This is a genomic window from Nonomuraea sp. NPDC050202 (genome assembly GCF_040656115.1).
In the GTDB taxonomy this organism is placed as follows: Bacteria; Actinomycetota; Actinomycetes; order Streptosporangiales; family Streptosporangiaceae; genus Nonomuraea.
The window spans coordinates 1-21727 of record NZ_JBFALF010000064.1 but is presented as its reverse complement, the minus strand read 5'-3'; the positions used below and the strand labels follow the sequence as shown (position 1 = coordinate 21727).

Annotated in this window: 16 protein-coding genes and 4 pseudogenes; 7 read left to right on the top strand and 13 right to left on the bottom strand. The window is 68.4% G+C overall.

What is annotated here, in order from left to right:
* Positions 1–22: 22 nt before the first annotated feature.
* Positions 23–2134, top strand: coding sequence for an ABC transporter ATP-binding protein (locus AB0I79_RS60285; protein ID WP_357894763.1), 2112 nt, complete (start codon positions 23–25; stop codon positions 2132–2134).
* A 115-nt stretch (positions 2135–2249) separates the two neighbouring features.
* Here AB0I79_RS60285 and AB0I79_RS60280 read toward each other — a convergent pair whose 3' ends face one another.
* The 6 genes and pseudogenes from AB0I79_RS60280 to AB0I79_RS60255 all read right to left on the bottom strand — a co-directional run bounded on the left by AB0I79_RS60280 (position 2250) and on the right by AB0I79_RS60255 (position 6694).
* The gene (locus AB0I79_RS60280) at positions 2250–3011 is read right to left on the bottom strand and encodes a transposase (protein WP_357894760.1); all 762 of its coding nucleotides are present in this window, start codon (positions 3009–3011) and stop codon (positions 2250–2252) included.
* 83 nt (positions 3012–3094) lie between these two features.
* Positions 3095–3268 (bottom strand): annotated as a pseudogene (locus tag AB0I79_RS60275) (helix-turn-helix domain-containing protein); the annotation flags it as partial.
* A gap of 625 nt (positions 3269–3893) precedes the next feature.
* Positions 3894–4178 (bottom strand): annotated as a pseudogene (locus AB0I79_RS60270) (transposase); the annotation flags it as partial.
* Positions 4179–4312: 134 nt separating this feature from the next.
* Positions 4313–4477, bottom strand: coding sequence for a transposase (locus AB0I79_RS60265; RefSeq protein ID WP_357894757.1), 165 nt, complete (start codon positions 4475–4477; stop codon positions 4313–4315).
* A 294-nt stretch (positions 4478–4771) separates the two neighbouring features.
* A pseudogene (locus tag AB0I79_RS60260) lies at positions 4772–5471 on the bottom strand (response regulator transcription factor).
* Positions 5435–6694, bottom strand: coding sequence for a histidine kinase (locus AB0I79_RS60255; protein WP_357894754.1), 1260 nt, complete (start codon positions 6692–6694; stop codon positions 5435–5437). Before AB0I79_RS60255 ends, AB0I79_RS60260 begins: the two are co-directional and overlap by 37 nt.
* A 164-nt stretch (positions 6695–6858) precedes the next feature.
* On the opposite strand from AB0I79_RS60255, the gene AB0I79_RS60250 reads away from it, so the two are divergent.
* The 4 genes from AB0I79_RS60250 (at position 6859) to AB0I79_RS60235 (ending at position 11367) form a co-directional block, all read left to right on the top strand.
* Positions 6859–7800 carry an ATP-binding cassette domain-containing protein gene (locus AB0I79_RS60250; protein ID WP_357894752.1) on the top strand — a complete coding sequence of 314 codons (942 nt, stop codon included), beginning with the start codon at positions 6859–6861 and terminating at the stop codon, positions 7798–7800.
* The gene (locus AB0I79_RS60245) at positions 7797–10040 is read left to right on the top strand and encodes an alpha/beta fold hydrolase (protein ID WP_357894749.1); all 2244 of its coding nucleotides are present in this window, start codon (positions 7797–7799) and stop codon (positions 10038–10040) included. Before AB0I79_RS60250 ends, AB0I79_RS60245 begins: the two co-directional genes overlap by 4 nt.
* Positions 10041–10359: 319 nt before the next feature.
* Positions 10360–10683 carry an alpha/beta fold hydrolase gene (locus AB0I79_RS60240; RefSeq protein WP_357894746.1) on the top strand — a complete coding sequence of 108 codons (324 nt, stop codon included), beginning with the start codon at positions 10360–10362 and terminating at the stop codon, positions 10681–10683.
* Between the two features lie 9 nt (positions 10684–10692).
* The gene (locus AB0I79_RS60235; protein ID WP_357894743.1) at positions 10693–11367 is read left to right on the top strand and encodes an SDR family NAD(P)-dependent oxidoreductase; all 675 of its coding nucleotides are present in this window, start codon (positions 10693–10695) and stop codon (positions 11365–11367) included.
* Positions 11368–11636: 269 nt separating this feature from the next.
* Here AB0I79_RS60235 and AB0I79_RS60230 read toward each other — a convergent pair whose 3' ends face one another.
* The 7 genes and pseudogenes from AB0I79_RS60230 to AB0I79_RS60200 form a co-directional block, all read right to left on the bottom strand.
* Positions 11637–11939 (bottom strand): hypothetical protein, encoded by a 303-nt coding sequence (locus tag AB0I79_RS60230; RefSeq protein WP_357894740.1) that lies wholly within the window; start codon positions 11937–11939, stop codon positions 11637–11639.
* A 163-nt stretch (positions 11940–12102) separates the two neighbouring features.
* Complete coding sequence (locus AB0I79_RS60225; protein ID WP_357894737.1) at positions 12103–12264, bottom strand: hypothetical protein; 162 nt, start codon at positions 12262–12264, stop codon at positions 12103–12105.
* Positions 12242–13303 (bottom strand): integrase core domain-containing protein, encoded by a 1062-nt coding sequence (locus AB0I79_RS60220; protein ID WP_357894735.1) that lies wholly within the window; start codon positions 13301–13303, stop codon positions 12242–12244. Before AB0I79_RS60220 ends, AB0I79_RS60225 begins: the two co-directional genes overlap by 23 nt.
* Before the next feature lie 78 nt (positions 13304–13381).
* Positions 13382–13807 carry a hypothetical protein gene (locus AB0I79_RS60215; RefSeq protein ID WP_357894732.1) on the bottom strand — a complete coding sequence of 142 codons (426 nt, stop codon included), beginning with the start codon at positions 13805–13807 and terminating at the stop codon, positions 13382–13384.
* A 469-nt stretch (positions 13808–14276) separates the two neighbouring features.
* Positions 14277–16640: a glycosyl hydrolase 53 family protein gene (locus AB0I79_RS60210; RefSeq protein ID WP_357894729.1), complete on the bottom strand. Its 2364-nt coding sequence runs from the start codon at positions 16638–16640 to the stop codon at positions 14277–14279.
* Positions 16641–16869: 229 nt separating this feature from the next.
* Positions 16870–16962, bottom strand: a complete 93-nt coding sequence (locus AB0I79_RS60205) for a hypothetical protein (protein WP_357894784.1) — start codon at positions 16960–16962, stop codon at positions 16870–16872.
* Positions 16963–17308: 346 nt separating this feature from the next.
* Positions 17309–17959 (bottom strand): annotated as a pseudogene (locus AB0I79_RS60200) (rhamnogalacturonan lyase); the annotation flags it as partial.
* A 745-nt stretch (positions 17960–18704) separates the two neighbouring features.
* On the opposite strand from AB0I79_RS60200, the gene AB0I79_RS60195 reads away from it, so the two are divergent.
* Both AB0I79_RS60195 and AB0I79_RS60190 read left to right on the top strand, forming a co-directional pair.
* Complete coding sequence (locus tag AB0I79_RS60195) at positions 18705–19784, top strand: glycosyl hydrolase 53 family protein (RefSeq protein ID WP_357894726.1); 1080 nt, start codon at positions 18705–18707, stop codon at positions 19782–19784.
* A 359-nt stretch (positions 19785–20143) separates the two neighbouring features.
* Entirely contained in the window at positions 20144–21523 is a 1380-nt protein-coding gene (locus AB0I79_RS60190; protein WP_357894723.1) for a discoidin domain-containing protein, read from the top strand.
* The last annotated feature ends 204 nt before the right edge of the window (positions 21524–21727 follow it).

Below are 21727 nucleotides of genomic sequence, written 5' to 3'. Positions count from 1 at the left end.
TGTCGGAAGCACGGAGGATCTCGTGGAAGAACCGCTGCTCAGGATCGAGGGGCTGCGCACCCACTTCTTCACCTCGGAAGGCGTGCTGAAGGCCGTGGACGGGGTGGACCTCTCGGTGCCGGCCGGCACGACCGTCTGCCTGGTCGGCGAGTCGGGCTGCGGCAAGTCCGTCACCGCCCGCTCGATCCTCCAGCTCGTGGACAAGCCGGGCAAGATCGTGGATGGCTCAATTCGCTGGAACGGCAAGGTCGACCTGGCCCGGCTGCACCCGGCGGGAGAGGAGATCCGGCGGGTGCGCGGCGGCGAGATCGGCATGATCTTCCAGGAGCCGATGGCCTCGCTGTCGCCCATGTACACCGTGGGCGCCCAGCTCTCTCAGGCGCTGCGCCTGCATCGCGACCTCACCAAGCAGGAGGCCAGGCAGGAGAGCATAGCGTTGCTGCGCAAGGTCGGCATCCCCAACGCCGAGCAGCGCTTCGACAGCTACCCGTTCCAGCTCTCCGGCGGCATGTGCCAGCGTGTGATGATCGCGATCGCGCTGTGCTGCGACCCGGCGCTGTTGATCGCCGACGAGCCCACCACCGCGCTCGACGTCACCACCCAGGCGCGCATCCTCGACCTGATGATGGACCTGCGCGCGCAGAACGACATGGCGATCTTGTTCATTACGCACGACCTCGGCGTGGTCGCGGAGATCGCCGACGAGGTCGCCGTGATGTATCTCGGCAAGGTCGTCGAGCACGGCACGGTGGACGAGATCTTCTCCGACCCGCGCCACCCGTACACGCGGGCGCTGCTGCGCTCGATCCCGAAGCTGCGCGGGAGCGGGGCCAGGCAGCAGCTGACCGCGATTCGCGGCATGGTGCCGGCGCTGCGCCGGGTGCCGGACGGCTGCCCGTTCCACACCCGCTGCGACCACGTGATCGAAGGCCTGTGCGACACCGCGCCGCCCCCGCTCAGGACGTACGGCGGCGACGGGCACCTGGCCTACTGCCACCTCGACGAGGTCCCTGCGGAGCCCTCCGCCCCGGTCGTGGCCAGGGTCGCCGAGCGGGCCTCCGCGAGCGAGGCGGAGCCGCTGCTCAGAATCGAGGGACTGACCAAGCACTACCCGAGCGGCGGCGGCCTGTTCCGCAGGCCGTCGGGAGCCGTCCGCGCCGTGGACGGGGTGGACCTGGCGATCCCGGCGGGGCGGACGCTCGGCCTGGTGGGGGAGTCGGGATGCGGGAAGACCACGCTCGGCCGGTGCGTCGCCCGGCTGATCGACCCGACCTCGGGGCGGATCCTCTATCGCACCGCCGAGGGAGACGAGGTCGATCTCGTCACGGTCACGGGTGCCAGGCTGAAGGAGTTCCGGCGGCAGATCCGGGTGATATTTCAGGATCCGTTCTCATCACTGAACCCACGCATGACGCTCCAGCAGATCGTCGGCGAGCCGCTCAAGACCCATGGCATCGCCGGCGGCAGCGAACTGAAGGACCGAGTCGCGGACATGCTCGTCCGCGTCGGGCTGCGGCCCGAGTACATGCAGCGCTATCCGCACGCGTTCTCCGGCGGGCAGCGGCAGCGCATCAACATCGCGCGGGCCCTGATCACCGAGCCCCGGCTGGTGATCGCCGACGAGCCGGTCTCCGCGCTGGACGTGTCCGTCCGCGCCCAGATGCTGAACCTGCTCACCGACCTGCAGGACGAGCTCGGGCTCACCTACCTGTTCATCTCGCACGACCTTTCCGTGGTCGAGCACATCAGCGATCGCGTCACGGTCATGTACCTCGGCAAGGTCGCGGAGGACGCCGACACGGCCAACCTCTACCGGCAGCCGCTCCATCCGTACACCGAGGCGCTCTTGCACGCCGTGCCGGTGCCCGACCCAGGCCTGCGGCGGGAGCGGCACGCGTACGAGATCGCCGACGACCTGCCCGACCCGGCCGCGCCGCCGCCCGGCTGCCGGTTCCACACCCGGTGCACGCACGTACGCGACGAACTGTGCCGCACCGTCGTGCCCGAGCTGCGGGCATTCGGCGAGCGGCGGCAGGCGGCCTGCCATCACGCAGCCGATCTCACCCTCGCCGGGATGGCATCGACGGCTCATGACGTGGAGGTGAGCGGTCTCACGGCGGGACGCGACGCGTAGCCGGTGACGGTCACGACCGGTTCGGAGCCGGCGTGATGGGATGGATCCGGCCGGCGGTGCGTGAGGTCGCAGCAGTGGTCAGCTTAGTGGTCCGGCTCGTAAGTCATTCGAGGGTTCACGTGGTTGCTGGTAGTACGGCAAGCTGGTGATCGCAGCCGGTGGGCTGCTGGAAGTGGCGCTCTTTCTGTTCGTGTCGCTCGATCCGGGCCAGTAGGTCCTCGAGGTCGGCCGGGGTGAACTTCCGTCGGAAGGGCCGGGCGGTCTCGTTGTAACGGCACTCGAAGGCGATCAGCCGGTCTTCGACCTGGTCAAGGCCGGTGAAGTCGTTGGGTGTGACCACCTTGCGCTGCACGATGGAGAAGAAGATTTCCACTTGGTTGAGCCAGGACGCGTGCACCGGAGTGTGGACCATCACCGCGTTGGGGAACCGCGCGGTGAGCCGGTCGGCGGCGGCCTTGCCACGATGGGAGGAGCCATTGTCCACGACCCAGAACAGCCGTCGGGCCGAGGCGTACGGTTCTTGCGTCATGACCTGCTCGACCAGGTCCATGAACGGGATGATGCCCGTCTTGGGCGAGCAGCGCCCGAACACGCGGGCCTGGTGGACGTCGTAGGCGGCCAGGTAGGCCAGCGCGCCGCCGCGATCGTGGTCGTGGTTGACGCGCATCATCCGGGCCGTGCCGGGCGGCAGGGTGGGATGGCAGCGGCAGCGGGCCTGGATCGAGGTCTTCTCGTCGGAGGAGATCACGTACTCGTTGCCGGCCAGGGGCCGGCCGTCCCAGATGCGCTGGTAGAGGCCAAGGACGCGGGCGGCCTTGGCGGCGAGGTCAGGGTCGCGAATGAATATCCAGGAGGCGTGCTGCCAGGGCTTGAGCACGTCGGCGGACAGGATCCGGCGGACAGGATCCGGCGGATGGTCGAGGCGGACATCGCCTCGGCGATGCCCCGGCCGACGGCTTCACCGGCCAGGTCGGTGCTGCTCCAGCGGGACAGCGGCATCCCGGTCTCGGCCGGCAACTGACAGGCCAGCGCCGTGACCTCGGCCCGCTGGACGGGAGTGAAGCGGGGCGGCCGGCCGCTACGGGGCCGGTCCTTGAGCCCGTCGATGCCTGGCCGGCGTAGCGGCCACGCCATCGGCGGACGGTATCGAGGTGGACTTGTTGTCGCAGGGCGATCCGCGCGTTGGAGTAGCCGTACGCGGCATCCAGCACGATCCGGACGCGAACGACCTGCTGATAGGGGGCCGTATGAGAATGGGCCAGCTTCTTCAACCGCCGCCGCTCGGAGGCGGTCACGACGATCTGGCGAGCGCAAGGGACAGGCACGCGGAACGCTTTCGGTGATCTTACGAGGGGCGCTGCCGCTTTGCCCCGATATCCACCGCCCGGGGCGTGATCGACACGCCGGACGGCACGATAGGGCGCATGCCCGCCATCCCGGAGTCGACCAAGACCTCCCTGGCCCAGCGACTGCGCCAGCACGCCCGCGATCATTGGCCGCAGCTGGCGGACTGCACGTCCGCTACCACGGCCAGTTCGCCTACGTCGAAGGCGAACTGACCGGCGGAGACCGGCTGCCCCCTCATCCGGCTCCGTTACGGCGGATCGGCTTCCATCTGGGGGTTCGGGCTCTACCTTGCCAGCAGCGGCAAGTACGAGAACCAGATCCTGCCTTCCGGCATGTCGGCGGGCACGCCCCAAGAAGCCCTCGACTGCGCCTGCGATCTCTACCTCAGCCATTGACCCCGAAGGACTTACGGGCAGGACGCGGCCTTCAGGATCTCGTTGGCGCGCCGGAGTTCGGCGTTCTCCCGGCGCAGCCGCTTCAGCTCGGCCGACTCGTCTGTGGAGCGGCCGGGCCGGCTGCCCTCGTCGATCTGGGCCTGGCGGACCCAGGTGCGCAGTGTCTCCGCGGTGCCGATGCCGAGCTTGGTCGCCACCGCGTTGATCGTGGCCCACTCGGTCGGGTAATCCGGCCGCACTTCGGCGACCAACCTCGCCGCACGGCGGCGCAGTTCGGCGGGGTAGGGAGACTTACCAGGCATGGACTCGATCCTCTCAAGAGATCAAGCCTCCACCGAACCCGGGGCGATTCAAGCCACCGTCGAGCGTGCTCGTCTCCGGCGAGCAGGGGGAACTTCTCCCAGGTGATCGATGTCATGGGAGATGAACATAGAGCTCACAGATTCCAAATAAGACGCCACTTGCAGCCGTTGTCGACCACGTACCGGTTGGCATCCATGATCCGGCGGCGGCAGTACTTCTCGGGTCGTCCGCCGTTGCCGTGTAGCCAGGCCGGCCAGGGGATCAGCGGCCTGATGACCTGCCATTCTTCGTCACTCATGTCGGTGGTGTAGCGGGGCGCCCGGATCGGGTGATCGACTCCGCGGCCGTACTGGCAGGCCACGCATGAGCAGGCAGTTTCTTCGTTATGGGAGACAGCGATGGGAGCGGTGGCGTACAACGGCGGCAGACCTTCCGTTGGTTATGGGGCTTGGATAACCCACCGTTGCTACCGGAAGGTCACTTTCTGTCGCGGACTATTCGCTCTACGTCACCATTTCGCCCGATATTGGCTCCACGCAGCAAGCGCAGGGATCAGTTTGTACACGGGCACTAAGCATGATCGACTGGTCATTTATGAGAACGTGACCGGGAGGGAGGCCTTCATCGGTGATCTTGGCGCTACGGGCGTGGCTTGCAGATAGGTCAGGACCGCCATGACGCGACGGTTGTGGTCGTCGGATGGAGGCAGGCCGAGCTTGGCGAAGATGTTGTTGGTGTGCTTGCCGACGGCCTTGTCGGTGACCTGGAAGCGGGCGGCGATGGCCAGGTTCGACATCCCCTCCGCCATCAGCGTCAGCACCTCACGCTCACGGGGGGTCAGCGCGGCCAGCGGCTCGTCCTGGCTGCGCCGGGTCAGCAGCTGGGAAAACCACCTCCGGGTCCATCGCGGTGCCGCCTCCGGCGACCTGGCGTACCGCGTCGACGAACCTGTCGACGTCGCCCACCCGGTCCTTCAGCAGGTATCCCACTCCGCCGGAGCGGTCGGAGAGCAGTTCCCTGGCGTACAGCTGCTCCACGTACTGCGAGAGGATCAGCACGGGCAGCCCCGGAACCCGGCTGCGTGCCTCCAGCGCGGCGCGCAGCCCCTCGTCGGCGAAGCCGGGCGGCAGCCGCACGTCGACCACGGACACGTCCGGACGGTGCCGGACCAGCGCCTCCAGCAGCATGGGGCCGTTGTCCACCGCCTCCACCACGGTGAAGCCGTTCGCCGACAGCAGGCGTACCAGCCCGTCCCTCAGGAGTGTGAGATCTTCGGCGATGACAACGCGCACGGGAGCTCCATGGTCAGTTCGGTGGGGCCGCCCGGAGGGCTGCTCACGGTGAGCGAGCCGTCGAAGGCGGACAGTCGGTTCTCGATGCCCCGCACGCCGGTGCCCGCGTCGGGGCGGACTGCGCCGCGGCCGTCGTCGCCCACGGTCAGACGCAACACGCCGGCGGCGTGCCGGAGCCGTACCCAGGCGCGGGAGGCGCCGCTGTGCTTGGTCACGTTGGTCAGCGCCTCGGCGGCGGCGAAGTACACAGCGGACTCGACGGGCGGCTGCAGGCGACCGGGCAGGTCGATGTCGGCCTCGACCGGCATCGGGCACAGCAGCGTGGACGCTTCGATGGCGCCTGCCAGGCCGCGGTCGGCCAGCACCGGGGGGTGGATGCCGCGCACCAGGTCACGCAGGTCCGTCAGAGCCTGGCCGGCGACTTGCCGCGCCTCGTCGATCATCTGCAGCATCTCGCCGGGGTCGCGGCAGCCGCGGGCCAGCCCCAGGTTCATGCGGATGGCGATCAGCTTGGCCTGTGCGCCGTCGTGCAGGTGGCGTTCGATGCGGCGCAGCTCGGCCGCGCTCGCGTCGACCACCGCGGCCCGTGACGCGGCCAGCTCCCGGATCCGCGCGTCCGGTGCGGGGTCCGGGTCCAGCAGCAGCCGCGCCAGCCGTGCCTGGCCGCTACGGAACAAGGGGATGACCATGAGAACGACCACCGCGATGGCCACGATGGACATGCTGAGGGCGAACGTGGTCAGCCTGCTGGGGTCCATCGGGCGCAGCCGGAAGAAGACGTAGGCCAGGGCGGACAGCATCGCCCACACCGCCACCACGGGGGCGGGGCCCGTGACGCCGTGCACGGCCAGCCAGGTCAGCTCGCGCCGCGTGCCGGGGTCGCGCAGCGCCAACTCCGGACCGGCCCGCCGCCTCCTGCCACTCTCGCGCGAGTAGCTGGGGTCGCTGTCTATGGCGCTGTCCAGGCCGAGCACCCGGCCCGCCCAGCGGCGCTGGAAAACGGCCAGACGGCGGACAAGGACGAGGCCGCGACCGAGCGGCGCCCGCCCGAGACCGGCCACCGGCACCAGGGCGACGCTCGCCAGCACCAGGCCGAGCAGCGCCAGCGCCGCCAGCCCTGTGACGGCGTTCAGCGCCAGGCCGGCCACCCCGTTCACCGCGTACGCCGCCACCCCTATAGCGGCCTTCCCCGCCCGTCCGCCGGGCGCAGGTCGTATCCCCATCACAGATGCAGTCTGCCCTGTCGGCGAGGAGATGTCGGTGGGGCCAGCCCTACCTCCGGTAGGGGCAATTTCCCACCCGGCCAGTGGGTCCACACCCATGGAGACCGAGGCTACGGATCGCGAGGATGGCCAGGCTCGATCAGACCAGCGAATGAGGGTGAGACGTGATCGAAGTGAGGGAACTGACCATGCGGTACGACCGCACGCTCGCCGTGGACAACCTGACCTTCACGGTGAAACCGGGACTGGTGACCGGCTTCCTGGGACCGAACGGTGCAGGCAAGTCCACCACCATGCGCGCCGTCCTCGGCCTGGAGGTGCCCAGCGCGGGCAAGGCGCTGGTGAACGGCCGCCCGTACGCCTCTATCCCCCGGCCCATGCGGTCGATCGGGGCGCTGCTCGACGCCGGGGCGGTGCACGGGGGCCGCAGCGCGTACGCGCACCTGGCCTGCCTGGCCCGCAGCAACGGCATCGGCCGTGCCCGCGTGACCGATGTCCTCGACCAGGTCGGCCTGACAGACGTGGCCGGCAAGAGAATCAGCGGCTTCTCGCTCGGCATGCGCCAGCGCCTGGGGATCGGCGCAGCGCTGCTCGGGGACCCGGGGGTGCTGATGCTCGACGAGCCGCTGAACGGGCTGGACCCCGAGGGCATCCGCTGGCTACGCGACCTGCTGCGTTCGCTGGCGGCCGAGGGCCGCACCGTGCTGCTGTCCAGCCACCTGATGAACGAGATGGCGCTCAGCGCCGACCACGTCATCGTCATCGGACGGGGCCGGCTGATCGCCGACACCGCCATGAACGCCCTGGCCGGGCACTTCCAGGGCGACGTGCTGGTCCGCACGCCCCACCCGGAGCAGCTCACCGCCATCATGCGCGCGCACGGCGCGACGGTGGTCACCGAAGAAGACGGCGCCCTGTCGGTGCGGGAGCTGGACGCGGCCGAGATCGGGGAGCTGGCGCTGTCCGCAGGGATCGCGCTGGCGGAGCTGTCTCCGCGGAGCGCGTCCCTGGAGGAGGCGTTCATGCGGCTCACCGAGGACAGCACCGAGTACAGGACCGAGAGCGGGACCGGGAACCGGGCCACTCCGAAGAAGGCAGTCCGATGATCGACGTGATCGCTTCGGAGTGGCTGAAGCTCCGCTCGCTCCGCTCGAACCTCTACCTGCTGTCCTGCTCGGTGGCGGCCGTCCTGACCTGCGCCGGGATCGCGTTCATGATCGGCCGCGGGTTCGACAACCAGACGATGGAAGAGAGAATGGCCTTCCCCGGCAACGGGGACGGCATCGGCAACGGGATCGCGGTCGCCTACTTCGTGTTCGCCCTGCTGGGCGCCCTGACGATCACCTCGGAGTACGGCACCAGGATGATCCAGACGAGCCTGGTGGCCGTGCCACGCCGGCAGGTGCTCCTGCTGGCCAAGGTGCCGGGCCTGGCCGCGGTCGCGCTGGTGGCGGGTCAGGTTCTGGCGTTCGTCATGCACGCGGCCTCCATGGCGGTGCTCGGCGACCGGGCCGGGCAGTTGCTTCGCGACGGGGTGACGCTGGGCACGTCGCTGTCGGAGCCGGGCGTGCTCGCCTCGGTGGTCGTCGCCGGGCTGTCGATGGCCGCGGTCGCGCTGATCGGGCTCGGCGTCGGGGCCGCCGTCCGCTCCACTCCCGGCGCGCTGGTCGTGCTGACCGTGATCATCGTGGTGCTGCCGGTGGCGGCCAGGACGCTGCCCATGCCACTGCGCGCGCAGGCCGGCTCCTTCATGATCGAGAACCTGCCGCTCCAGATCGCCGGGGTCGGCGGCGGGACCCTGCCACCTGCCGCGGCGGCGGGGCTACTGGTCGCGTACGTGATCGCCGCGTTGACGGCGGGCGCCACGATGATCGCGCTGACCGGACGCCGGATCAAGGTGCTGGCGATCGGCACGGCCGCGGCCATCCTGGTCTCGGCGGTGCCCGCCGCCGCAGCCGGATCACCGGACTTCGGCCCGTCCACGCTGGCCTGGGCGGACTGCGAGGACAAGAACCTCGTCAAGCAGCTGCGCTGCGCCTCGATCAAGGTGCCCGTGGACTGGGCCAAGCCGTCCGGCCGGACGATCGACCTGACCGTCGGCATGCTGCCGGCCACCGGTGCCCAACGCCGGATGGGCACCGTGTTCGCCATCCCCGGCGGGCCGGGCGGCTCGGGCGTGGCGGATCTGAGCAAGAACGCGGGCAGCTTCGCCGAGCTTCGCGATCGGTTCGACGTGGTCAGCGTCGCGCCCCGCAACACCATCGACAAGGGCGTGCTGCCGTACGACTGCCTCGTCTCGGGCCCGTGGATCACCTGGCCCGACACCCGCACCGAGTACGCCGAGCTGGGCAGGCGCAACCGGGCGGCGGCGGAGCGATGCCGCGCCGCCGATCCCGAGTTCTTCGACCACATGGATTCGGCCTCCGTGGCGCGGGACATGGAGGCGATCCGCGTCGCGCTGGGCGAGGAGAAGCTGAGCTTCATCGCCAACTCCTACGGCGGCAGACCCGGGATCGACTATTCCCGGCTGTTCCCCGGCCGGGTGCGCGCGATGGTGTTCGACGGCGCGGTCAGCCCGTACATGGACCGCGCTCAGGGCAGGCTCCCCCATGAGGAGTCCTTCACCCGGTTCGCCGCCTGGTGCGCGGCGACCGCCACCTGCGCGCTGCACGGCCAGGACGTCGGCGAAATCTGGCGGGCGCTGGTGGCGCGGGCCGACCACGTCCCGGTGCCGGTCGAGGGCGAATCGCCGCAGGCCGCCTACAGCGGGTTCGACATCAAGGAGGCCGCCGCCCCCAGCATCATCTCACCGGGTCCGGAGCCCGAGTTCCCCCGATGGACGGAACTCGCCGAGGCGATCAAGCGGGCCGCCGGCGGTGACGCCTCAGGGTTCGCCGACTACGTCCGGCAGAGCACGAAAAGCCCGAAGGTCCCCTCATTCACCGGGATGAACATGACCCACTGCCTCGACGGCCCGGGATTCCGCGACTACGAGGAGTACCGCGACAAGCGCCGCGAGGGTGAGCGCCTGCTGCCGAACCTCGCCGGGATCGAGCTCTGGCACCCGCTCGCCTGCGTCGGCTGGCCGGCCCCCGTCACCAACCCGCCCGCGCCGCTGCCTGCCAAGGGCCTGCCGCCCTACCTGGGTGTCGGCTCCTGGACGGACTTCGAGGGGTCGGCGGACATCGTGCGGCGGGTGCCCGGCTCGGCCGCGGTCCAGTACCAGGGGCTCGGCCACGGCCTCTACAACGCCGGCAACTCCTGCATCATCTCCCACGTCAACCGCTACCTGATCAGCCTGCGCCTCCCCGCGCCGGGCACCGTGTGCCGCAAGGCCGTCACCTGACGGTCAGCCGGTCCTGACGCTGGAGCGACCGCGCGAGCGTGACAGAGTGGTCGGTGATGAGGGCGTCCAGGGCGGCGGCCTTGTCGGCCTCCGGTGGGCATCGAATCCGTGCTTCGCTCCCTCGGCGGCACCATGGTTGACATCGTCCGCGTCCGCGTGTAGGTGCGGGCTCCACTCGCCAAGGAATCTTCCTAACGATTCACGACGCCCGGCGAGCCTTCTTCGCCGGACCCCGTAAGCCGACCAGACGTTGGCCCGCATCGATGCACGTGCCGGCCGGACGCGCTCATCGAGATCGACGCCGCCGGGTCGACAACACATGATCATCACTTACCCCGTCCAGGCAGCGGGCATCCGAAGCCGGATCGTGGGGACCAGAACCGGTCCACGCGAGATTTGGCTCATCCACGGTATCGGCGGCCGCGCCGACCGTTGGCGCTCATGCTTCGAATCGCTCGCCCAAGCCGGATATCGAGTGCGCGCTGTCGACCTCCCCGGACACGGGTTCGCCTCGTGCGGACGACGTCCAGCACACCGTGGCAGGCTTCTCGGCTTTTCCGGCCGGGCGCATGGGATGGGGCGGTCGCCGCGACGGGTGGGCGTGCGGCGCTCCCGGGCGGGGTTGGTGGTGAGAATCTCCTAGGCGCTCCCCATGATGCCAGGGGTTATTCCTCGTGCACGAGGGGAGCACTTCGGCCGCCTGGACGTCATCGTGAACAACGCGGGCTACGGCCTGTCCGGCGCCGTCGAGGAGCTGACCGAGCAGCAACTGCGCGACCAGCTGGAGACCAACCTGTTCGGCGCGGTGTGGGTCGTCCAGGCCGCGCTGCCCTACCTGCGCGAACAGGGCAACGGGCACATCCTTCAGATCTCCTCGGTCGGCGGCCTCACCGTGTTCCCGCTCGGCGGCGGATACGTCGCCTCCAAGTGGGCACTGGAAGGTCTGAGTGAAACCCTCGCCCAAGAGGTCGCCGCCTTCGGCATCGTCGCCGCCTTCGGCATCAAGGTGACCCTGGTCGAGCCCGGCTCCTACGCCACCGAAGGGGCCGCCGGCGCCGTCCACGCCGACGCCAACCCGCTCTACGACGGTCTCCGCGAGAGCTTCGCCGAATTCGCCAAGACGCTCGACGTCGGCGACCCGGCCGCCGCGGGCCGGACACTCCTCAAGATTGCCGACTCCGACAACCCGCCCCTGCGGGTGTTCTTCGGCGCCCAGGGCAACCAGATCCTCCCGCGCGTCTACGCCGACCGGCTCAAGACCTGGAACGACTGGCACGACCTCGCAGTGGAGGCACACGGACACACCCCCACCGCCCCGGCTGCCTGACCCGGCGGCCAATCTGCGGGAGGGCACAGAGCACAGCATGGGAAACCCTCCAGCAGGACAACGGCTCTCGCCCCCGGAGATGCGTACATCTCAGCAGGGTGGGGGCCGTGGGCTTCGGCCGTACGTCGTGGACAGAAGCTCAGGCGCTACAGGTAACGACCACCTATGAAACTGCGGTCGGATGTTTCGACTCATCACCGATCGGTCGGAGGGCACCTGGGTGGTCCCCGACCGGTGGGCGTGCGCAGCTGCCGGACACCTCACCTGGTTCACCGCACGGCGGCGCGACGGTGGCGCTTCGGGTCGGCCAGGACGGCTGCGCTGTAGCCCGCGTCGTCGGGGTTGAGGTCGGTGCCCGGTGCCACAATCCGGTCAATGCGGTCCAATACGGAGGGTTCAAGGGTGATGTCCGCGGCACTCAGCTGGTCGTGCAGATGCTCGGCGCATCGCTCATGTCGGTGGTGTAGCGGGGTGCCCTGATCGGGTGATCGGCTCCGTGGCCGTACCGGCAGGCCACGCATGAGCAGGCAGTTTTCGTTATGGGAGACAGCGATGCGATCGGTGGCGTACAACGGCGACAGACCTTCCGGCTGGTGATGGGGCTGGGATAACCACCGTTGTTACCAGAAGGTCGCTCTACGTCACAGAAATTCGCGTTACGTCACCACTTCGCCCGATAGATGGCTGCAAGCGCGTGCTCAGCGAGCAGTTTGTACAAGGGCACTAAATACGAGCCTAGCCGGGGAACTCGGCCTTCTCGACGATCAGGCGGCGGGCTTCCCGCAGTTGCTTCGGCATGCCGGCCCCGACGGCGCCGACCACGTACCGCTTCTTAATGTTTTCACCAGCTGTGAGCTGGAGTTTTGCCGCTTGGTCAGCTAGCTCGGCGGTACTCATTGATGAGGCCTGCGACGGCTTTCCGGCGTTTGATCCGGGCTGCTGGCAGCAATGCGATCTCAGGGTTGTCCAGCAGCGCAAGCTGTTGGCGCCCTTGGTGAGGGCGATGCTCGTTGAAGTGGCGGGCGTAACTGTGGAGGATCCTCTCGGCGTGACCGCGGTCGAACAGCAGGATCCTGTCGGTGCACTCCTCGCGTACCGAACGTATGAAGCGCTCGGCGTGCGGGTTGCAGTTGGGGCTACGTGGGGGGATCTTGGCCACGGTGATGCCTTCGCTGGCGAAGATGGCGTCGAAGGCGGCGGTGAACTGCGCGTCCCGGTCGCGGATGAGGTGGGTGAAGTGGGCGGCGTGCTCTCCGAGGTGCCAGAGAAGTTGTCGGGCCTGCTGGGTGGCCCAGGCTGCGGTGGGGTGGGCGGTGACGCCGAGGATGTGGACCCTCCGGGTGCGTACCTCCATCACGAACAGGGCGTAGAGCCGTTGCAGTCCGATCGTGTCGATGTGGAACAGGTCGGTGGCGAGTAGGCCGTTGGCTTGGGCTTTGAGGAAGGTGGTCCACTCGCCTCGTGTCGGATGACGTCGCGGAGCGGGATCCAGGCCGGCGGCGCGCATGACGCGGCGGACGGTGGCTGGGCTGACCTTGTGTCCGAGGCGGCTCAGTTCGCCGTGCACTCTTCGGAAGCCCCAGCGCGGGTTCTCGGTGCCGAGTCGGGTGATGAGTTCGCGCAGTTTCTCTGGAAGTGGAGGGCGTCCTGCGGACGGCGGCTGTGTCCACTTCTTCTTGATGAGCCGTCGGTGCCAGGCAAGGAGGGTGCGTGGGGAGACGATTCGGTGGCTGCGTAGTACCCGGGGGAGTAGTCGGGCGAGGGCGGCGAGCAGGGCGCGGTCCGGCCAGGCGGGCATTGGCGCGGTGCCCTGGCGGCGCAGCACCGCTATCTCATGCCGCAGGATCAATATTTCTGCGTCTTTGGCCGCGGAGGAACGAGACAGCAGGACAAGCCACGCGAAGATCCGCATGGCGATCAGGTAAAGCAGTCGCACGAGCACAAGGATCGATGGTGTCGCATCGGCACGGGGAGCGTCGTTCCAGGTCAAGAGCTATGCAGCCATTCTGGAGCGTTACGGGTGTCGGCCGACTTGTGCGTCGCACTCGCCCGATTCGCGGGCCCCGATCCCGGAACCCGTTTCGAGATCGGTTTCCGCTGGGCCCGCGCACTGCCCTCCGAGGTACCCGCGCAGACAGTGGTCTTCGAGGCCGAGAGCGGGACGTTGCTGCGCCGCGTCGCCCATAGGCTTCGGCATCTGCACCGCGAACGCGCTTCGGTCACGGGCCTCATCGGCACGCTCTTCGACAACGGGGGCGAGGACAGGTTCCGCATTCACGTACGTGGCCAGGTGTCGATCGGAGATGGTGAGCCGCGCGGCTCCATTTGGGTGCGCCTGCCCGACGAGGCAGCTTATGACGTAGCCGTCGATGCGCATCGGAACCGAGCCGTCGTGCATGCTGTCGGCACGCTCATGGACCTTAACGGCCGTCGTGAACACCGCGGCGCTGCTTCTCCGTGCGCCGATACTCATGGAAGTCGACCTGCCAGGTGCGGACCCGATCCCCGGTCCACACCAGGGGCTTGGGCCGGGGATCGGGCGGCATCTCCAGCACGGCGGCCGGGGTTGAAGTCGATGAGCCGGTCAGCACCGCGCGAGCTCGCCCGCGCGGTGCCGGAACTCGGGAGGGTGAGGTGCGGACATGGGAGGACATCCTTCCCTGATGATCAAGGATGACCTCAGGTCAAGTGTCCGGCGAACGGGGGAAGCTCAACCAAGATCAGTTCGGTAAGCAGCTGTGCTTGTGGATGCAGCTGCGTCCGCAGGCTTGGCCGCAGCCGACGAGAGCGACCTTGCGGCGTTCGACGTGGCCGAGGAACTCCTCCCAGTCCTCGTCGGTGGTGCCCTGTATTCGTCGCTGGGGCGCAAGCTCGGCGGCGGGCGATGAAGGCGCGGTGGCCGTTGATCGCTACAGCGTGCTGCATTGTCCTGACTTCGGGCCCGTCACGGCGTTGGTGAATCCGTTGTTCACGGGCGGTACGGCGTTGCTGCTGCACGACAACGGGCCGTTGATCGCGTTCCCGGCGATCACGTGCCACCATTGCGTCCCGGTCACCGCCAACCGACCGATGATCGTGTTCCGGGCACAACCCAGCCGTGGGTTGCCGAACGTCAGCGACGAAATCCCGGATACGCTCACCGGGCCGAAGATCTGGGTGCCGCAGACCACGACGGTACCAGCGCCTTCCGCGTTCACCCCGCCACTGATCACCGCGTCGTTCACCTGTAGTGAGGCTCCGGCCTGCACCGACACCGGGCCCGACATCCTCGCTCCGTCCAGGCACGTCACGCCGCCGGTCACCTTCAGCTGCCCGGAGTACTGGCCGGTGATCGTCCGGTCGCAGTGGAGGCCGGCGTACGCATCGACCACGTCGACCACCGCCGTCACCGATCCGAACGTAGTGGAACCGCGGATCGTGAGCCGGCCGGCCGCACCGGTTCCGCCGTCCGGTACCGCGTCCCACACCACCGGGACCGGCTTGGCCGAACCATCCGCCGTGGTCAGCACCCGTACCGAATCCGGTAGCGCGATCTCATCGCCGACCAACGCGGCCGAGTACACGGTGTCCTCCACCACGTGCGATGCGTGACTCTTGGCGAAGACATCGATCGACGCGTTCGGCTCATACGTACGCGTCATTCCGGGAACAGCGCGGAACAAGGATTCCCATCTCGCCGGCTCCCACGCCAGCACGCCCAGTCCCTGGTTGTTCGGGATGTCGTTGGCGATCTGGAACACGCGCTGCAGGGCGTCTGCCTGCCCCTGGACGGTTCGCGGATACGGCGAGTTGGGAAGCGGGGTTCCTCCGCCACCCGAGGCCGGGTACGACGTCTCGGCAACCTCGATCTTGTACTTGGGGTGCGCTGCCGCCACGGCGTTGATGATGGACTCGTAGTACTCCGGCGACCCGTGCCATTGCGGGTAGTACGAGTGGGCGATAACGTCCGTGTCGGCGCCCTTGGCCTTGATCCGGGTCAGGTACTGGTTCCAGAACTCCAGCGTTTTGCCCTCGACGCCGCTGGTGACGATGTGCGTCTCGACCTTGATGTCCTTGCCGTGGGCGGCCGACACGTCCCGGACCGCGCGGATACCCGCCGCGGAGAGCGTGGCGAAGCGGTCCCACGCCTCGTCGTACAGCCGCTGCTGGTCCGGGTCGGTGGAGCGCCAGTAGTTCCAGAGCAGGCCGCCGCCGGGTTGCGACTGGTAGATCTCTGGCTCGTTCCGGAAGTACGCCGGGTTGGTCACACCGGCCAGCGCGGCCTCGCTGCCGAACATGAAGCCGTTCGCGATCTCGTTGCCGACGGCCACCTTGTCGGGTGTCGTGCCCTGCTCGATCAGCCGCTCGATGTAGGCGTAGGTGTAGTCGTACACCGCTTTGGTCAGGTCACCGAACTCGAGCTGGGCCCAGGCCCGCGGCTTGGGCTGCTTCGACGGATCGGCCCACGAGTCGGCGTAGTGGAAGTCGACGCCCAGGCCCATGTTCCGTGCCTTGACCCACTTGGCCACCTCGGCCGATCGCTCCGGGCCCTGGTACGGCGTGGCCAGCAGATCCCCCGTGCCCTCGCTGCGGGGTTCGTTGAAGATGCGCAGCCGGGTGTATTCGAAGCCACGATCCTTGAGCACGTCGAGCAGGTGGGGCCCCGCGCCTCGATCCGCCTCCAAGGGGTTCACCCAGTAGTTGCGCCCTTCGGCGACGTCGTTGTCGACCCAGGAGGCGTCGGAGCCGAGCACCAACTCCTCGCGCAGGTAGTTGTAAACGCTGAGTTCACTGATCCCCACGGTCGCGCCGGGCGACGTTCCCGTGATCCTCACCCGTACGTACCTTGTCCCCGGCTGGGTGAAGAGGTCGACCGAGCCGCGGCCTGGTCGGTGGTTGGCCGAATGGTCGGCGATGACGTGCCAGCCGGCGCCGTTCGCTGACGACTCGATCACGTACTGGTAGACCGCTCCCGGGTCCGGGAAGACGACCCCGACTTTCCTCACGTTGTCGTAGGCCCCGCCGAGATCAAGCGTCAGCCATTGGCTCGAAGGCGTGCCCTCGGCGATCCACGCCGTCTGGTCGTCCTGGTCGATCGCCAGGTCGGCGGTGGATGCCCCGCTGCTGACCTTGACGCTGGCCCATGACTTGGCGCTGATGTTGCTCTCGATCGGCTTGATCTGCACATCGCCGTAGAGTGCGGAGGCCGGGAGGGCCGGCCCGAATACTGCTGCGCCGCAAGCCAGAGAGATTGCGGTGGTGATGCCTAATATCCTGCGGATGGGATGCGTCATTCCTTGTTTCTCATTTCTGTCCCCGAGTGGCTTGTGACCGGCGAACACGGCGACCCTGGGCGGCCGCGCGTGGCGGATGCACGCTTGTGGCCGTTCCAGTCGTAGGCGATGAGGGTGGTGCGGGTGTAGTAGCCGCGGGCGAAGATCGCTGAGAGGCGTTTGCGTCGAGGTAGTCCACCGAGGACAGGAAGGGGTCGACGCGGTTGCCCGGTTCGATGCGGGCCATCGCTTAGTCGCCCCACAGCAGGCCGTCGTCGCCCCGGCCGGGCTTGTAGTCGATGGTGTGCAGCTCTCTGCCGGTGGCGCCGTCGAAGACGGACAGGTACTCGGGGCCGATGATGACGAAGCCGGCGAACTCCCGCAGGCGGTTGTTGCCTGCGGGCTCGTGCGTAGACGTCGACGAAGTGGGTGGCCAGCTCGGTCGCCGCCTCGCGCGAGAGCGGGTAGCTGAGCCTCGGGGTGATGCCGAAGGCCTGCTCCAGTGTGGCGGGCCAGCGACCGGCGACCACCTCGGGAGGCTTGTGCCACTTCATGAACACCTCCACGACGTGGTCGAAGTAGCCGGCGGCGCTCAGCCGGTAGTCGTCGGTGTGCGCGTAGCCCGGCTGCGGCATGGTGACGAACCGCTCCTGCTTCGGGTTTCCGGCGGCGTCATAGCGGATGACCCTGGTGCCCGGAGCGGTCTTCAGCATCACCTCCGAGCGGCCGTCGCCGTCGAAGTCGTAGACCAGGAACTGGGCGTAGTGCGCTCCCGACCTGATGTTGACGCCCAGGTCCAGCCGCCACAGCAGCGTGCCGTCGAGCGTGTAGGTGTCGAGGCAGGGCGGACCGGTGTAGCCGTGCTGGGAGACGTCCTTGGCGTTGGACGGTTCCCATTTGACCACCAACTGGTAGCGGCCGTCGCCGTTTGCGTCGCCGACGCTCATGTCGTTGGCGGCGTAGGTGTAGGCCTCGCCCGCCGGGGTGACGCCGTCGGGCGGTTTGCGCAGAGGAACGTCGTAAAACGATTCACGCAAAGCGCTGGTGGAAGCGCTTTTATGGCCCCCGATCGGCGCGACGCCGAACTGGGAGGTGGGCGTGCCGGCGGGGTCGAGGTAGTTCGTGCTGTCGGTGACCGTGGCGATCAGGCGGCCGTCGCGGTAGACGCGGAAGTCGGCGCCGAGTCTCCCGCTTGGACCTGCTTCGGTCACCTCCGTCCCGAGGAAACACCAGCTCAGGAAGACGCCTCTCGGTGTCGTCGTGGCGACAAGGCCACGGTCGAGGCGCTCCGTCTTGATGTGGGGTACGGCGGCGGCGGGCGGGGCCGGTAGAGCGCACACGAGGGCGGCCGTGACTGTATGGGCTAAGCGGGCGGGGCGCACGGGAAGCTCCTAGGGGGGTCGGAGCCAATTGAATCGATATAACGACTGTGAGCGTAGGAGCGTTAGCATCGGTGCGTCAAGACTTCGAGTGGCGTTCCCGGGTACGGCGTCCGCCGCTGATACGCTTGCAGTACTCGCCATCATTGCCGCGACATCGGTCCCAACGCGTGAAACTTTCAGATCGCTCCGGGGTGTGCCCGGAAAGCTCTGGGAGCGTTCACAGGGTGAAAAAGGGCCTTGTCACCGCCAGCGGCGATTGCATGCTCGCTGTCTGGGACCTCGGACTTCTCATGGGCACTTTCAGCGCGCAGCGTTGTGCGTTACTGTGCACGTTCACAGAGCCTCATCAAGCCTGTGAGGAGGACGCGTAGCCTCACCCCCCACCCTGCCTGCGGCTTCGCACCCGACCCCCCGTCACCCCCGCCGCAGAACTTGCGGCGACACGACCTCCGCCTGACCGCGACCGTCGACACCGGCTCCCGGCGCAACGACACCAGGACGGCTCAAGCGGACTGACCGCCCACTCGAGCCCCAGGACGCGAGCACGCCAGCGGGTCTGTCCGTCATGCCCGTCCACAGACGGCCTCAGCCAGCGGCACCGGCCCCGTGCGCGACCGGCCGCGCCGCCTGCTTCGGCAACTGCTGTGATCCCCGTTTCTGATCTCCGCCCTGACCATCGGAGGACTCCATGAAAAGGATCTTGGTGGCATTGGCGTTATGCGCCGCCGCGACCGTCCCCGCCGGGCAACCGGCCCACGCCGCCGCCGCATCGCTCAGCATGCTCGGCGCAGACGTCTCCTCCTTGCAACGAGCGCTGGATCTGGGCGCGAAGTACTACGACGCCGGTGGCGTGGAGCGAGATCCGCTGGACATCCTCAAGGGGGTCGGCGTCAACTACGCCCGCCTGCGGATCTGGAACAACCCGATCAGCGGCTACAACAACAAGGCCAAGGTGCTGCAGCAGGCCAGGGCGGTCAAGGCCAAAGGGCTGAAGCTGATGGTCGACTTCCACTACTCCGACACCTGGGCCGACCCCGGCAAGCAGTACAAGCCAGCCGCCTGGGCCGGCCACGGTATCAGCCAGCTGCAGACCGACCTCTACAACTACACCTACGACGTGTGCACCAGCCTCAAGGCGCAGGGCACCGTCCCGGACAGCGTCCAGATCGGCAACGAGATCAACACCGGCATGCTGTGGAACGACGGCAGGGTGACCAACAACGACTTCACGAACCTGAGCCTCCTGCTCAAGGCCGGTTACAACGCGACCAAGGCGTGCAACCCCGGCACCCAGGTGATCATCCACACGGCATTGGCAGAGAGCCTGTCCTCTGCCCGCTGGTTCTACGACGGGATCCGGGCCAAGGGCGTGTCCTGGGACATCACCGCCCTGTCGTACTACTGCATGTGGCACGGCACGACGTCGAACCTGTCCACGGTCATCGCCGACATGCGTGCCCGGTACGGCAAGGACGTGGTGATCGCCGAGACCGCCTACCCCTTCACCGCCGACAACGCCGACTCCACGCGCAACGTGGTGACCTCGGGCTGCTCGGGGTACCGGATGACCTGGCAGGGGCAGGGCGCGCAGTTCGCGGCGGTGCAGAGCACCACTCGTAACGCGGGTGCGATCGGGGTCTTCTATTGGGAGCCGACCTGGTACGCCGTGCCCGGCAACGGCTGGGACCCGGCGAACATCGCGAGCAGCGGTAACGAGTGGGACAACATGGCCGTCTTCAACTGGACCGGTCACATCAACCCCCACGTCCGGTGGACCCCGTAGGCCGGAGCGAAGCAGCTCCTGCCGGGCACCCGCTCCCGGCAGGTCAAGCTCCTCCTCCGTCCATCGCACCTGAGGGGGCACCTCACACGGACGTGCTGGGCAAGCCCAGACCCGCCACCCCGTCGGGAGCGGTGTGGCACTCGCGCCCTCGCAGCCCCCTTGCCGCGCTGGTGACGATCTAGCCGGCCCTCCGCGTCCGTCTCCACCGCCCTCACGAGAAAGCATGAATCAGCATGGGCTCATCTCGGTCAGGTCGCCGCGTGCCCAGACCGCCGGGTTCTTCGAAACTCGTCGTTCTCGCCTTCCTCACACTCCTAGTCGGCCTGCTGGCTGTACCGCTCGCGACGCCGGCCGGAGCGGTGACGGATCTGGCGCTGGGCAAGGCCGCGAGTGCCGACTCCAGCCAGTCCGGTCGCGGACCGTCCCTGGCCAACGACGGCGACACCGCCACCCGCTGGTGCGCCGCCGACGGCAGGACCGGCCACTGGTGGCAGGTCGACCTCGGAAGCGCGGCGACGCTGAGTGGCACCGAGGTGCGCTGGGAGTTCGCCCGCACCTACAGGTACCACGTCTCGGTCTCCACCGACGGCACGGCCTGGACGCGGGTGGCCGACCGGACGGCCGGCACGACCGCCGCCCAGGTGCAGAGCGACGCCTTCACCGCGACCGCGCGGTACGTGCGGATCACGGTGACCGGGCTCGTCGCGTCGAGGTGGGCGAGTATCACCGACTTCAAGGTCTTCGGCGCCGACACCGGCACCCGGCAGGGGCCGGAGCCGGATCCGGCACTGCGTTCCAGGTGCACCGGCACCTCGCCGGTCACCTGCCACTTCGACGTCCAGCCGGGCAACTACGACGTGACCGTGGTCCTGGGCGACCCGGCCAGCCCGGGCGTGACCAGCGTGCAGGCGGAGGCCGGCCGTACGGTGTTGCCTGCCGTATCGACGGTGGCGGGCTCGCATGCGCGGTATTCGTTCACGCTGAACGTGCGCCAGCCGGAAGGGCAGCCGACCGGGCAGGGCGGCACCGGGAGGCCCGGGCTTGACCTGGTCTTTTCCGGGCAGACGCCGAAGCTGAACGGGATCGGGCTGGCCCCGGGGAGCGGGCCGGTGCTGTATCTCGCGGGCGACTCGACCGTCTGCGACCAGCCGGTCGCGCCGTACACCGGGTGGGGGCAGCGGCTCCCGCAGTACTTCAAGCTGGGCCTGTCGGTGGCCAACTACGGCGACTCGGGCGAGAGCTCGGGCAGCTTCTTGTCCAACGCGGCGCTGTTCCCCGCGATGAAGCCGCTGATCCGGAGCGGCGACATGGTGCTGATCCAGTTCGGGCACAACGACAAGTCGACGACGGCCTCGGCGTTCGCCTCGAACCTGACCAGCCTGGTGACCCAGGTGCGGTCGCGGGGTGGGACGCCGGTGCTGGTCACGCCTCCGGTGCGTCGGCTGTTCGCTGCCGACGGCACGCTGACTTCGACGGCGTTGCACGTCAACGGTGTGGGCGCCAATCTCCCGGCGACGATGCGGCAGGTGGCGGCCGCGCAGAACACGTCGCTCATCGACCTGACCGCTGCGAGCGAGGCGTTGGTGGAGGGGCTCGGCCCGAACGCCTCGGCCGCGCTCTACCTGACTGAGCTGAATGACAGCACGCACTTCTCCGCGCACGGCGCGAACGAGATGGCCAAGCTCGTCCTGCGGCGCATGTGCGAGCTGAACCTGTCGCCGGTGCCGTACCGGCGATAACCACCCCCGCCCTACCTGTTGGAGTTCCCTCATGTCCTTACGTAGACCGCGCACCGCCCTGCTGTCCGCCGGCGTCGCGCTGACGATGGCCGCCACAGGTGTCGTCATGGCCGCGGAAGCCTCGGCAGCGGCGACCCGTTACGAGGCGGAGACCGCGCCGGCCACGTGCGACGGGCTCATCGAGTCCAACCATGCCGGCTTCTC

Coding starts and splice junctions, on each gene's coding strand:
- AB0I79_RS60240 (WP_357894746.1), top strand. CDS start 10,360: ATGATCATCACTTACCCCGTCCAGGCAGCGGGCATCCGAAGCCGGATC.
- AB0I79_RS60210 (WP_357894729.1), bottom strand. CDS start 16,640: ATGACGCATCCCATCCGCAGGATATTAGGCATCACCACCGCAATCTCT.
- AB0I79_RS60225 (WP_357894737.1), bottom strand. CDS start 12,264: ATGAGTACCGCCGAGCTAGCTGACCAAGCGGCAAAACTCCAGCTCACA.
- AB0I79_RS60235 (WP_357894743.1), top strand. CDS start 10,693: ATGATGCCAGGGGTTATTCCTCGTGCACGAGGGGAGCACTTCGGCCGC.
- AB0I79_RS60245 (WP_357894749.1), top strand. CDS start 7,797: ATGATCGACGTGATCGCTTCGGAGTGGCTGAAGCTCCGCTCGCTCCGC.
- AB0I79_RS60265 (WP_357894757.1), bottom strand. CDS start 4,477: ATGAGTGACGAAGAATGGCAGGTCATCAGGCCGCTGATCCCCTGGCCG.
- AB0I79_RS60255 (WP_357894754.1), bottom strand. CDS start 6,694: ATGGGGATACGACCTGCGCCCGGCGGACGGGCGGGGAAGGCCGCTATA.